14 protein-coding genes are annotated in these 12,835 nt (G+C 65.9%); 5 read left to right on the top strand and 9 right to left on the bottom strand.

Annotation, left to right across the window (positions count from 1 at the left end):
* The first annotated feature begins 3 nt into the window (after positions 1-3).
* Positions 4-852 carry a type 1 glutamine amidotransferase domain-containing protein gene (locus tag RTI28_RS21185; protein WP_316922248.1) on the top strand — a complete coding sequence of 283 codons (849 nt, stop codon included), beginning with the start codon at positions 4-6 and terminating at the stop codon, positions 850-852.
* 51 nt (positions 853-903) lie between these two features.
* Here RTI28_RS21185 and RTI28_RS21180 read toward each other — a convergent pair whose 3' ends face one another.
* Positions 904-1,827, bottom strand: a complete 924-nt coding sequence (locus RTI28_RS21180; RefSeq protein WP_316922314.1) for a LysR family transcriptional regulator — start codon at positions 1,825-1,827, stop codon at positions 904-906.
* A 123-nt stretch (positions 1,828-1,950) separates the two neighbouring features.
* Between RTI28_RS21180 and RTI28_RS21175 the strand changes: the two genes are divergently transcribed.
* The 3 genes from RTI28_RS21175 (at position 1,951) to RTI28_RS21165 (ending at position 3,822) form a co-directional block, all read left to right on the top strand.
* On the top strand, positions 1,951-2,682 hold the full coding sequence (locus RTI28_RS21175) for an SDR family oxidoreductase (protein WP_316922247.1): 732 nt from the start codon (positions 1,951-1,953) through the stop codon (positions 2,680-2,682).
* A 31-nt stretch (positions 2,683-2,713) separates the two neighbouring features.
* Positions 2,714-2,926 (top strand): tautomerase family protein, encoded by a 213-nt coding sequence (locus tag RTI28_RS21170; protein ID WP_042121960.1) that lies wholly within the window; start codon positions 2,714-2,716, stop codon positions 2,924-2,926.
* A 260-nt stretch (positions 2,927-3,186) separates the two neighbouring features.
* Positions 3,187-3,822: a TetR/AcrR family transcriptional regulator gene (locus RTI28_RS21165; protein WP_316922246.1), complete on the top strand. Its 636-nt coding sequence runs from the start codon at positions 3,187-3,189 to the stop codon at positions 3,820-3,822.
* 272 nt (positions 3,823-4,094) lie between these two features.
* Here the strand turns inward: RTI28_RS21165 and RTI28_RS21160 are convergent, their stop codons facing one another.
* Positions 4,095-4,874: a class I SAM-dependent methyltransferase gene (locus tag RTI28_RS21160; protein ID WP_316922245.1), complete on the bottom strand. Its 780-nt coding sequence runs from the start codon at positions 4,872-4,874 to the stop codon at positions 4,095-4,097.
* 91 nt (positions 4,875-4,965) lie between these two features.
* Between RTI28_RS21160 and RTI28_RS21155 the strand changes: the two genes are divergently transcribed.
* Positions 4,966-5,586: an energy transducer TonB gene (locus RTI28_RS21155; RefSeq protein ID WP_316922244.1), complete on the top strand. Its 621-nt coding sequence runs from the start codon at positions 4,966-4,968 to the stop codon at positions 5,584-5,586.
* Here RTI28_RS21155 and RTI28_RS21150 read toward each other — a convergent pair.
* From RTI28_RS21150 to ppc, 7 genes are all read right to left on the bottom strand, one after another.
* Positions 5,583-6,275, bottom strand: coding sequence for an extensin family protein (locus RTI28_RS21150; protein ID WP_316922243.1), 693 nt, complete (start codon positions 6,273-6,275; stop codon positions 5,583-5,585). The two genes, RTI28_RS21155 and RTI28_RS21150, sit on opposite strands and share 4 nt — an antisense overlap.
* A gap of 8 nt (positions 6,276-6,283) precedes the next feature.
* Positions 6,284-7,114, bottom strand: a complete 831-nt coding sequence (locus RTI28_RS21145) for an isocitrate lyase/phosphoenolpyruvate mutase family protein (RefSeq protein WP_316922242.1) — start codon at positions 7,112-7,114, stop codon at positions 6,284-6,286.
* Between the two features lie 30 nt (positions 7,115-7,144).
* Entirely contained in the window at positions 7,145-8,014 is an 870-nt protein-coding gene (locus tag RTI28_RS21140; protein WP_316922241.1) for a DUF72 domain-containing protein, read from the bottom strand.
* A gap of 4 nt (positions 8,015-8,018) precedes the next feature.
* Positions 8,019-8,312, bottom strand: coding sequence for a hypothetical protein (locus tag RTI28_RS21135; protein ID WP_042121968.1), 294 nt, complete (start codon positions 8,310-8,312; stop codon positions 8,019-8,021).
* A gap of 129 nt (positions 8,313-8,441) precedes the next feature.
* The gene (gene tsaB / locus RTI28_RS21130; RefSeq protein ID WP_316922240.1) at positions 8,442-9,116 is read right to left on the bottom strand and encodes a tRNA (adenosine(37)-N6)-threonylcarbamoyltransferase complex dimerization subunit type 1 TsaB; all 675 of its coding nucleotides are present in this window, start codon (positions 9,114-9,116) and stop codon (positions 8,442-8,444) included.
* 84 nt (positions 9,117-9,200) lie between these two features.
* The gene (adk, locus tag RTI28_RS21125; RefSeq protein WP_316922239.1) at positions 9,201-9,848 is read right to left on the bottom strand and encodes an adenylate kinase; all 648 of its coding nucleotides are present in this window, start codon (positions 9,846-9,848) and stop codon (positions 9,201-9,203) included.
* A gap of 266 nt (positions 9,849-10,114) precedes the next feature.
* A complete protein-coding gene (gene ppc, locus RTI28_RS21120) occupies positions 10,115-12,742 on the bottom strand; it encodes a phosphoenolpyruvate carboxylase (RefSeq protein ID WP_316922238.1) in 2,628 nt (875 codons plus the stop codon).
* Positions 12,743-12,835: the final 93 nt, after the last annotated feature.

Here is a 12,835-nt window from a genome sequence, read left to right as displayed (position 1 = left end):
CGCATGACCAAGACCACCCAACTGGCAATGGCGCTGGCCGGCGCCCTGCTCGGCGCATCCGCCACCGCCGCACCCAAGGGCGAAGTGCTGGTGCTGCTGTCCAGCGAGAACGTGCTGCCGCTCAAGGACGGCAAGCAATACCCCACCGGTTACTACCTCAACGAGTTCGGCGTGCCCGCCGACCATCTGCTCAAGGCCGGCTACAAGCTGGTGCTGGTGACGCCGAAGGGCAATGCACCGAGCGTCGATCAGCGTTCGGTGGATCCGCAGTACTTCGCCGGCGACGCAGCGGAAATGCAGCGCATCCAGCACGTAGTGGCGAGCCTGCCGGGGATCGACGACACCCTGTCGCTCAAGGAAGTGCTGGCGGGCGATCTGGATCACTACGCCGGGCTGCTGATTCCCGGTGGTCATGCGCCGTTGATCGACCTGGCCAACAACCCCGAGGTCGGCGCCCTGCTGCGGCATTTCCACCAGGCCGGCAAACCGACCGCGGCGATCTGCCACGGCCCGATTTCCCTGCTCTCGGCGCAGGCGGATCCGGCCGCTTACCAGGCCGCACTGGCCCGTGGCGACAAGCCGGCGGCCAAGGACTGGATCTACCAGGGTTACCGCATGACGATTTTTGCCGACGCGGAAGAGCAGGTGTTCGAAAGCACGCTCAACGGCGATCGCATCCTGTTCTATCCGGCGAAAGCGATGGAAGCAGCGGGTGGCGACATGAGCTACGCCCAGGCCTGGCGTCCGAATATCGTGGTCGACCGGGAATTGATCACCGGGCAGAACCCGTTTTCCGATCATGAGCTGGGCAAGGCACTGGTGAGCAAGCTGGGTGAGGCCCCGCGTCGTTGATCGGGTGACCTCGGCGCCGCTCACGCGGCGCCTGGCGAGCTCGCGGGCCGATCAAACAGCGTCCCAGGCGCGCTTCTTCTCCAGCACAAAGTCGATGAACGCGCGCAACCGCAACGGCACGTGCCGGCCATGCGGATACAGCAGGGTGAACGGCCGCGAACGCCCACCGAAGTCCTTCAGCACCTCGACCAGCGTACCCTCGGCCAGCTCCCGCTCGACGATGAAGCGATAGGTCTGGAACAGGCCTGCGCCGCCCTTGGCCAGGGTCACGCCGCCAAGTACATCGTCGGAGCAGACATACCCGCCATTGGCGAGAATCTCCCGCGGCTCGCCGCCCTCGTTGAACAGCCAGGCGATACGCCGGCCACTGCTGGGCAACTCGAACTGGATGCACTCATGTCGCTCCAGATCATCCAGCGAAAGCGGTTCGCCGACCCGGGCCAGGTACTCGGGCGTAGCCACCACCACCAGCACCGCGTCCTCCAGCAACCGGGCGATCAGCGTCGAGTCCGGCTGGGCGCGCACGCGAATGGCCGCGTCGTAGCCTTCGCCGACGAAGTCGATGTTGCGATTGCTCAGATGGATATCCACCGTGACCCCCGGATAGCGCCCGCGAAACTCCGCCAGCAGCGGCAGGATGCGGTGATGCCCGTAGGTGGTGGGCAGGCTGATGCGCAGGGTGCCGGTCGGTTCCTGCTGCTGGCCCATCACTTCGCGCTCCGCCTCGACCAGCTGGGCCAGAACCTGACGGCATTGCTCGTAGTAACCCCGGCCACCGTCGGTCAGACGAATGCTGCGCGTGGTGCGGACGAACAGGCGCACCCCCAGGCGTTCTTCCAGTCGTCCCACCGAACGGCTCACCGCTGCCGGGGTCACCCCCGCCGCCAGCGCTGCCGCGGTGAAACTGCCCTCCTCCGCTGCCAGACAGAACAGCTCGATGCTGCCCAGCAGCACATCGTCGAATTGTCGTTTCACCATTGATTACACCGTGTATCAACTGAAGTGCCGGACGCCCTATTTATCCGAACGTGCCGCAAAAATATAGTCCTCCCAACAGCGCGCTGAACACCCTTTCGGAACCTTTGTGGAGGCATCTTCATGAGCAAGCAAACCGTCGTCATCACCGGCACTTCCAGCGGCATCGGCCTGGGCCTGGTCCGGGCGTTTTTGGCACGCGGCTTCAACGTCGTCGGCAACGCCCGCAGCGAAGAACGGCTGTGGGAAAGCAAACTGGCCCTCGGCAACCCGGCGAACTACATCGGCGTGGCGGGCGACATCGCCCGGCCGGAAACCGCCGAGCAACTGTTCAAGGCCGCGATCGAAACCTTCGGCCAGGTCGATGTGCTGGTGAACAATGCCGGCTTCTTCCTGCCCAAGCCGTTCACCGACTACACCCCGGCCGAGCTGGACAGGCTGCTGGAAACCAACCTCAAGGGCGTGGTCTACGCTTCGCAGGTCGCCGCGCGGCACATGATCGAGCGTCGCCAGGGGCATATCGTCAACATCACCGCGGCGGTGGCGCTGCAGGCCAATCGTGCGGTACCGGCGGCACTGCCGGTGCTGATCAAGGGCGGCCTCAACCAGATGACCCGCGCCCTGGCCCTGGAGCTGTCGCCGTACAACATCCAGGTCAACGCGGTGGCCCCCGGCATCATCGAGACACCGATGCACGACCCGGCGATCCACGACTTCCTCGCCGGCCTGCAGCCCAGCGGGCGCATCGGCCGGATCGAGGACATCGCCGAAGCCGTGCTGTACCTGGCCAATGCCGACTTCACCACCGGCGTGGTCCTGCCGGTGGATGGCGGCATGAGCACCGGCACCTGGTAACCGCACACCCCACCTCACAGGAGCGCACGGCATGCCTTTCGTAAGCCTTCGCATCACCCGCGACGGGGTGACCCGGGAACAGAAAGCCCAGGTCATCAAGGAATTCACCGAGACCCTGGAACGGGTCCTCGGCAAGCGGCCGGACCTGACCCATATCGTGATCGAGGAAGTGGATACCGATAACTGGGGCTATGCGGGAATGACCACGACCGAATATCGCAGCAGGGAAGAGAAGAGCCGCTAGCCTTCCGGCTGTCTCCCGGGCGGGTCCGCTCAGAGGAACGCAAGCCACTGCGAAGGTCCGCACGGCCCAACAGGCTGGGCGGACCTTCGCAGTTCCTGCCGCCAACGAGATCACAGGTGGGTGGCGCAGGGCCGCAACACGAAGCAACCTGCAGCAATCCCCGCTCGAAAAACGTCAATAGCCATCAGTCGATGAGTGCCGCCTGACGACACAGCGCCTGCGTTGTACTATTTCCCGCCTATCAGTCCGAAACGTGCCCCATGCCCCAAGACCCCACCGTATCCAGCGGCCCAGGACGGCCCAAGGATCTGGCCAAGCGCCAGGCCATCCTCGAAGCAGCCAAGGCGCTGTTTCTCACCAATGGCTATGCCAGCACCAGCATGGATGCCGTCGCGACAGCGGCAGGTGTGTCGAAACTCACGGTCTACAGCCACTTCAACGACAAGGAAAACCTGTTCACCGCAGCCATCCTCGCCACCTGCCAGGCGCAATTGCCCGGGCTGATCTTCGAGCTGCCCGAAGGCGTGCCGCTGGAGCAGGTGCTGATGAACATCGGCCGGGGTTTCCAGGCCCTGATCAACAGCGATCACTCGATCAAGCTGCACCGCTTGATCATCACCCAGGGACCGCAGGACCCGCAGCTGGGGCAGATTTTCTACGAGGCGGGGCCGCAGCGGATCCTTGGCGAGACGGAAGCCCTGCTGCGCCTGGCTGACGAACGCGGCATGCTGCGGATTGCCAATCCGGCGACGGCGGCCGAGCACTTTTTCTGCCTGCTCAAGGGCGGGGCGCACTTCCAGCTGCTGCTGGGCTGCGGCGAGCCGTTGACGGCGGAGGCCACCGAAGCGCATGTACGGGAGGTGGTGGAGCTGTTCGTGCGGGCGTATCGAACTTGATGGATGAGCTGCCTGTGCCCCTCTCCCACAGGGCATAGGTATCTACACAATTCTGGATAGCTGCCGAAGTCATTGTGGGAGCGAGCTTGCTCGCGAACGGCGGCGTAGCCGTCGCAAAATCTGAGTCCCGGGTCTGTCTGACAAACTCTGCACTCAGGTTTTGCGGCCGCTTCGCGCCCGTTCGCGAGCAAGCTCGCTCCCACAAGGTTCGTGTCGGCCACTTGTGTAGATACCTATGCCCACAGGGACACAGGCCTGTCCTCAAGCAAGATTCAGGGCTTCAGCGCCTTCTTCGGATAGATGTCATAGCGACTGGATTTGCCCTCCAGGCTATGGCTCGGCTTCGGCCCCTCGATGATCGGTGCCTTGCGCGGGCGCTTGACCACCACCCGGTGACTGGCCAGGGCCAGAGCCGCCTCCAGCAGCGCCGGGGCATCCAGGTCATCGCCCACCAGCGGGCGGAACACGCGCATTTCCTTCTTCACCAGGGCACTCTTGTCGCGATGCGGAAACATCGGGTCGAGGTAGATCACCTGCGGCGGCTCGCCCTGCCAGTCACGCATGCGCTCGATGGCATTGCCGTGCAGCAGGCGCATGCGCGCGACGATCGGCCCCACCTCGACATCCGCCGCGGCCCGCGCCAGGCCATCCTCCAGCAAGGCCGCGACCAGCGGCTGACGCTCAATCAACTGCATCTCGCAACCCAGCGTGGCGAGAACGAACGCATCCTTGCCCAACCCCGCCGTGGCATCCAGCACCCGCGGCCGCACGCCCTGGGCGATACCCACTGCCTTGGCGATCATCTGCCCGCTGCCACCACCGAACAGGCGTCGATGTGCGGCGCCGCCCTCGAGGAAATCCACCCGCACCGGCCCCGGCGCCTGCGGGCCGAGCTGCTGGATCTGCAAGCCGTCCACCCCGACCTGCACGGCAAACGCGGCGCCGTCGTCGTGCAACGGCAAGCCCAGGCGCGCCGCCCACTCCGCGGCCCGCGCCTGATAGTCGGCGGTCAGTGCCTCGACCCGGATTCCGCCCTCGACCTGCTGCTCCACACTCACCTTCCTGCTGCAAAAAAAGTTAAAGATCGGCGCCCGTGGCCGATACACAAAGTACGCGCCATTTTGCCAGAGCTCTTCGACGCCGATGTCAGAGATTCTTCAACTTCCCTCAGGCTACCTGTCACCCGTCGGTGACTACAGCCGCCACAACACCCAGGCCCTGGGCGGCGTCAGCCACCTGTGGGGGGACTTCTTCGCTCGCGCCCTGGCCGCGCAGCAGGAAGAGGGCGTGGTCCGCCAGCCACTGCCGGTGGAAGAAGTGGATGTCGCGACCGGCGAACCGATCACCGGCAGCCAGACCCTGGCGCAGATCCACAGCCAGCGCCTGTGCAATGTCACCGACAGCGAAATCGCGCCGCCGGAACCGCTGTTCCTGCCGATCGCCGAATTCGAGCTGGACCTGCTGGACAAACCCGCCCCGCCCTTCAGCGCCGCCGAGCTGATCGAGCAGCAGCGCCAGCTGGACATCAGCAACAACTGGGTGCGCCCGATCGTCATGAGCCAGGGCCATCCACATCCGCAGCCGGGCCCGGCACCCGCGGCGTACCCGCTGCACCTGCCGATCGCCGAACTGGAACGCAACCTGCTGGACCCCGCACCGGAGCCGTTCGACGAAGTCACCCTGGCCAAGCAGCAGCATGACCTGGACTTCGACCTGCAGTGGGCGCGCCCGGTCGTGCTCAACAACGTCCGTATCGCCGCCTAACGACAGACCCGCCAACGCCCCATGTCCAGGTGGAAATGGTTGTGGTGCGCAGCGTTGTAGTCCGGCCCCAACACCGTATTGAAACTCTCGCAGGCGCCATCGCGCACCTCCCGCAGAAACTGCGCCTTCGGCCCGTCCCCCTGCCAATCCTTGTGCAGCTCGATGCGCTGGCCGTCCTTCAGGCGAAAGCCGGCGATATCCAGCGCGTTGGCCGTGGCGTGCTGGCTGAGCCGGCCTTCGGCACGGTTGTAGACATTGCGGCAGGCATAGCTGCCGAGATGGTCGATCTGCACCACCGGCTGGCCGAACACCCGCTGCGCCGCCGGTTGCAGGCCATGACGCTGGAACAGGGCAAAGGCCACCGCCACAGGGCAGGTGGCGAGAAAGCTGCTGCTCAGACGCACCTCAGCGCCCTGGACCCGCACCACATCGCTCAGCGGACAGCGCGCCGTGGCGGGGCTATCGGCCTGCGGGCTGTAGTGCAGGCCTGACGTGGCCAGGGCGGCGGCGCACAGGCGTGGATCGTCGCGCAGACGGCCGAGCTTCCATGAAGTCAGCAGATTGGGCGGTTGACGCACGTCCAGCGGCGCCCAGGGATTCCAAGGGTCCGGCAGGCGCCAACCCTGCCACCAGCCGAACAGCGCCACGCCGGCCAGCACCGTCAACAGCAGCAGGCCACCATGGCGCATGAGCCGACTCAGCGCCGGAACAGGTCGTTGAGCTGGGCGAAGGACAGCGCCTTGTCGCCATGATCGAAGCGCCCCTCGCCGCGAATCCGCGTCGCGGCCTCAAAGAATGCCCCGTAGGCGACCCGGGCCAGCGACGAGCCAACACTGATGCGCTTGACGCCCAGGGCCTGCAGATCCTCGAACCCGAGGTTGACCCCGGCCAGCCCCATCAGCACGTTGACCGGCTTCGGCGCCACGGCCTTGACCACCCGCTGGATGTCTTCGGCGGTACGCAGGCCGGGGGCGTAGAGCACGTCGGCACCGGCTTCGGCGAAGGCCTGCAGGCGTGCGATGGTGTCATCGAGGTCGTTGCGCCCGTGCAGCAGGTTTTCCGCACGGGCGCAGAGCATGAACGGGAAATCCAGGCTGCGGGCAGCGGCCACGGCCGCCTCGACCCGCTCCACCGCGCGATGGAAGTTGTAGATCGGATCGTCGCTGCGCCCCGTGGCGTCTTCGATGGAGCCGCCCACCAGGCCGATGCGTGCCGCCTGCAGGATGGTTTCGGCACACTCGGCGGGCTCGTCGCTGAAACCGTTTTCCAGGTCGGCGGCGACCGGCAGGGCCGTGGCATCGACAATGGCCGCGGCATTGGCCAGGGTTTCGTCGCGGCTGATCGCACCCTCGGCATCCGGCCTGCCGAGGGCAAACGCCAGGCCGGCGCTGCTGGTGGCCAGGGCCTCGAAGCCGAGGCTGGCGAGCAGTTTCGCCGAGCCGGCATCCCAGGGGTTGGGAATCACGAACGTACCGGGGCGCTCATGCAGCGCTTTGAAGGCTTCGGCACGCAGGGTTTGCACATCCATGGTGGTACTCCCAGGGCAGACGACGGGAAATCACAGCAAGCCGAGTTGTTCGACCTCCGGTCCCCGGTCGGGTTCATGCAGGACCGGCAGCCCCGGCAGGCGCTCCATCAACCCGTGATGGAAGCGCTGGGCCAGGGCTGCGGCCAGGCGGTTGTCAGCGGTATGCAGGAAAACGTAGGGGCTGCGGCCTTCCTCGATCCAGGCGGCGACCTTGTCCAGCCACGGCAGGAGGAACGGCTCGTTGGCGGCAAGCTCGGGATGACCGATGAAACGCACCTGCGGGTGCTGGCTGAAGGCCGTGGGCCGCGGTGGCACCCGTGGTTTCTTCGACTGGGCGTGCAGCACGCTGGCCTCACGGGAGGTGCAGCTGAACAGCGCCCGCGGATCGAGGCAGATGCGTTCGATGCCGCGCGCGTGCAGCAGGCGATTGAGCTGGCGTTCCTCCTCGCCCTTGGCGAAGAAGGCGTCATTGCGCACCTCGACGGCCACCGCCACACCGATCTCGTCGACGAAGTGCATCAGTTCGCCCAGGCGCGCCGGACCGAAACTCGCCGGCAATTGCAGCCAGTACGGCGCGACCCTTCCGCCCAGCGGCTTGAGCAGTTGCACGAAGGCCCGTGCGGCTTCCAGTTGCGCGTACAGATCGCCGCTGTGGCTGATATCACCGGGAAACTTGGCGGTGAAGCGAAAGTGCGCGGGCATGAGCTGCGCCCAGCGCTCGACCGTGGCCGCTGCCGGCCGTGCATAGAACGTGGTGTTGCCCTCGACGGCATTGAACACCTGGCAGTACAGGCCAAGGAAATCGCTGCTTTTCGCGTCGGCGGGATACAGGTAGTCGCGCCAGGCGTTTTCGCTCCAGGAGGGACAACCGAGGAAATAAGGTAGGGATGCTGAGCTCATTGGCTCAAATGTACAGATCCAGCCCCAGTACTTCCATCTCCCAATCGACGAAGCCGGCGGTGGTCAGGTAGCTGGCCAGGGCGCCTGCGGTGCGCCGGTCGCGTGCACGGGGGAAGATCATGTCCTGGGGACGGGCAGGCAGGTTGGCGGTGCTGCGCTGGGCATTGCCCGCATTGCCTGCCGGTTGCGCCTCGACTTCGCCGACGATGTCGTCATCCGACTCCTCCACGCGCACCGGCCCTTTGCGCTGGGGGCGCTTGAGCGGGTAACTCTGCGAGGAAAAACCGTCGATGCGCATGGCGAAAAGTCTCAGGGCGATGATGGCAATTTAGCGGCACCTGAGATCCCTTGCAAATGCGCTACTGATAACTGGACCACATATACACAATTTGGTTTACGGCCAACGGCGATAAACGACGGGAGGTCATCAGCCCTTCTTCGGGGTCGCCACCTTGTCGCGCAGGTAGACCGGTTGGGCCTGCTCGGCGGGAACGCCTTCACCACGCTGCCAGGCGAACTGCGCCAGGGTCAGCAGGTCCAGCGCATGGGGCAGCATGCTGGCATCCTGGCCCTCGACCTTGACCGCCAGGCGCTCCGCGTAACCCCAGCCGGTGCCGGCGCCGAACCACGCGCCATCCGCACCCTCGGCAAGCGTCACCTGCTCGGGCGGCAATACCGCTTCCAGGCCCTGCAGACGCATCTCCCCTGCCACTTCCTCGTAGCAGCCCCAATAGACTTCGTCCATGCGCGCATCGATGGCCGCCGCCACCCGGTGCGCGCCGTGCTCGCGCAAGGCACGCTGGGCCAGCACCGCCAGGTTGGAAATCGGCAGCACCGGACGCTCCAGGGCGAAGGCCAGGCCCTGGACCACGCCGATGGCGATGCGCACACCGGTGAAGGCGCCCGGGCCGCGGCCGAAGGCGATCGCGTCGACGTCCTTGAGGGCGACACCGGCCTCGGCCAGCAGGGTCTGGATCATCGGCAGCAGCTTCTGCGCGTGCAGGCGCGGGATCACCTCGTAGTGGCTGGTGATCTTGCCATCGTGCAGCAAGGCGACAGAGCAGGCTTCAGTGGCGGTATCCAGGGCCAGCAAGGTGGTCATCGAGGGTTCCAGGCGAGAAAAAAAGAGCGGCAGTATAAACGACAACGGCCCGCAAGCGGGCCGTTGGCGACACAACGAACGGGATCAGCTCAGCGCTGCCAGCACCTTGGCGGTGATCGCGTCGACCGAGCCGACGCCTGGAATGTGGCTGACCTTCGGCTTGCCATCGGCGGCTTCCAGCTTCTGGTAGAAGTCCACCAGCGGCTTGGTCTGCTCGTGGTAGACCTTGAGGCGGCCACGCACGGTTTCTTCGTTGTCGTCCGGGCGCTGGATCAGGTCCTCGCCAGTGACGTCGTCCTTGCCCTCGACCTTCGGCGGGTTGTAGACCACGTGGTAGACGCGGCCGGAATCCAGGTGCACGCGGCGCCCGGCGATACGCTGGACGATCTCTTCGTCGTCGACAGCGATCTCGACCACGGCATCCAGCGCGACGCCGGCGGCAACCATGGCTTCAGCTTGAGGAATGGTGCGCGGGAAACCGTCGAACAGGAAACCGTTGGCGCAGTCGGCCTGGGCGATACGGTCCTTGACCAGGTTGATGATCAGGTCGTCGGAAACCAGCTTGCCAGCATCCATCACGGCCTTGGCTTCCAGGCCCAGCGGAGTGCCAGCCTTGACCGCGGCACGCAACATGTCGCCGGTGGAGATCTGCGGAATACCGAATTTCTCGGTGATGAACTTTGCCTGAGTACCTTTACCGGCCCCGGGAGCTCCCAGCAGAATTACGCGCATCTTGTGCTCCTCATTTTTTATAAGCAAATCAATGGATTCGCAGGATTGGCGAATCGCAGGAAATCGGGCGATGACCGCAAATCGGTCAAAAGGCTGCCCAAGATACACAGCGCACCGGGACCATACAAGCGGTCGAAAGTCGGAAAAACCTGCGACACGAAGCCACGGTGCACACGGGTTGCGCCCGGCGCAACCGACTCCTCAATAGGTCATTTCTTACAAGCTTAGGGACATCTTCCGACATCCCAAAGCTATTCATCTGACACTCAACCGGTGTTGCGCAAACCTGCCGCGATACCCGCCACCGTCACCAGCAGGGCCTGCTCCAACGGGCTGTCCAGAGCGGCTTCGCGTCCCCGCGAGCGGGCCAGCAGTTCGGCCTGGAGCAGATGCAGGGGGTCGAGGTAGGTGTTGCGCAGGCGGATGAACTCCAGGGTCGCCGGACTGTGGGCCAGTAGCACTGACTGCCCGGTCAGACCCAGCACCACTTGGCATGCCTGCGACAATAGGTCGCGCAAATGCTCGCCCAAAGGTCGCAGTTCTGGTTGCACCAGACGTTCGTCGTAGGAACGGGCGATTTCCGCGTCGGCCTTGGCCAGGACCATCTCCAGCATGTCGATGCGGGTGCGGAAGAACGGCCATTCCTCGCGCATCTGCGCCAGCAGCGGGCCCTGGCCACGGGCCAGGGCATCGCTCAGCGCCGCCTCCCAGCCGAGCCAGGCCGGCAGCATCAGGCGGGTCTGGGTCCAGCCGAAGATCCACGGAATCGCCCGCAGGCTTTCGATGCCGCCGGCGCGGCGCTTGGCCGGCCGGCTGCCCAGCGGCAGGCGACCGAGCTCCTGCTCCGGCGTGGACTGGCGGAAGTACTCGACGAAGTCCGGATTCTCCCGTACCACGCCACGGTAGGTCCTGACCCCGTCGGCGGCCAGCTGGTCCATCAGCTCGCGCCAGGCCGGCCGCGGCGGTGGCGGAGGCAGCAAGGTGGCTTCGAGGACCGCGGCCAGGTACAGGTTGAGGTTCTGCTCGGCGATATCCGGCAAGCCGAACTTGAAGCGGATCATCTCGCCCTGCTCGGTGGTGCGGAAACGCCCCGCCACCGAGCCCGGCGGCTGCGACAGGATCGCCGCGTGGGCCGGACCGCCACCCCGTCCGACGGTGCCGCCGCGACCGTGGAACAGCAGCAACTCGACCTCCTGCTCGCGGCAGATCCGCACCAGGGTTTCCTGCGCCCGGTACTGCGCCCAGGCCGCGGCGGTGGTGCCGGCGTCCTTGGCCGAATCGGAGTAGCCGATCATCACTTCCTGCGGACCGTGCAGGCCCGCGCGGTAACCCGGCAGGCCCAGCAGGCGCTGCATCACCGGGCCGGCGTTGTCCAGGTCGGCGAGGGTTTCGAACAGCGGCACCACGCGCATCGGCCGCAGCAGCCCGGCCTCCTTGAGCAGCAACTGCACCGCCAGCACGTCCGAGGCGGCGCCCGCCATGGAAATCACGTAGGAGCCCAGCGATGCCGCCGGCGCCGCGGCGATCTCGCGACAGGTGGCAAGCACTTCGGCGGTGTCGGCCTGGGGCTTGAAGTGCGCCGGCAACAGCGGCCGGCGATTGTTCAGCTCGCGCTGGAGGAAATCGATGCGGGTGTCTTCGTCCCACTCGGCGTAGCGGCCAAGACCGAGGTAGTCGGTGATTTCGCTAAGGGCGGCGCTGTGCCGGGCGGAGTCCTGGCGCACGTCGAGACGGACCAGAAACAGGCCGAACGTCACCGCGCGACGCAGGCAGTCGAGCAACGGGCCATCGGCGATCACCCCCATGCCGCACTCGTGCAGGGACTCGAAGCACAGGTGCAGCGGTTCGAACAGTTCGCGGTTGTCCTGCAGCACCTGCGGACCGGGAGCCTGTGCCGTGGTCAAGGCGGCCTGGGCCCAGGCCCGGGTCTCGCGCAGGCGTTCGCGCAGCGGCTTGAGCACCGCGCGATACGGCTCGGCGCAGTCGCCGACCTGGGCGCGCAAGGCCGGACTGGCCTGCTGCATGGACAGCTCGGCGGCGAGGGAATGCACATCGCGCAGGAACAGGTCGGCAGCCATCCAGCGCGCCAGCAGGAGCACTTCGCGGGTTACCGCGGCGGTGACGTTGGGGTTGCCATCGCGGTCGCCGCCCATCCACGACGCGAAGCGGATCGGCGCCGCCTCCAGCGGCAGACGCAGGCCGGTGGCGGCATGCAGGGCCTGGTCGGCCTTGCGCATATGGCTGGGAATGGCCTGCCAGAGGGAATGCTCGATCACCGCGAAGCCCCACTTGGCCTCGTCCACCGGGGTCGGTCGGGTACGGCGGATTTCCTCGGTGTGCCAGGCCTCGGCGATCAGTCGCTGCAGACGCTCGCGGATCTGCTCGCGCTCGGTGGGCGTCAGGTCGCGGTGATCCTGGGCTGCCAGTTGCGCGGCGATGGCATCGTATTTCTGGATCAGCGTGCGCCGCGCCACTTCGGTGGGGTGGGCGGTCAGTACCAGTTCGATATTCAACTTGCCGAGCTGGCGCGCCAGGGCGTCGTCAGTGTGGCCGGCGGCCTTGAGCCGGGCCAGCAGTTCCGGCAGCACCCGCACCTCGAAAGGCTCCGGCTGATCGGCATCGCGGCGGCGAATCAGCTGGTACTGCTCGGCGATATTGGCCAGGTTGAGAAACTGGTTGAAGGCCCGGGCCACCGGCAGCAACTCGTCGTCGGCGAGGTCGGCGAGGGCCGAACTGAGCTGTTCTTCACCACCGCTGCGATCGGCCTTGGCACTGTGCCGGATCGCCTCGATCTTCTGCAGGAAGGCTTCGCCGTGCTGCTCGCGCACGGTATCTCCCAGCAACTCGCCCAACAGATGGACATCTTCCCGCAAGCGCACATCGATATCGGTCATCAACCTTCTCCGTACCTGGAACCATTGCCTTCTTGCAGAGTGCCCCAGTACCGGTCGTGCTTTCAAGGCACGGGCGCGGACGAACTGGCTACG

The sequence above is a fragment of the Pseudomonas sp. zfem002 genome (assembly GCF_032621685.1).
Classification (GTDB): Bacteria; Pseudomonadota; Gammaproteobacteria; order Pseudomonadales; family Pseudomonadaceae; genus Aquipseudomonas; species Aquipseudomonas japonica.
Note: the sequence above shows the minus strand (reverse complement) of the source record. Positions and strands in the feature narration are given on the sequence as shown.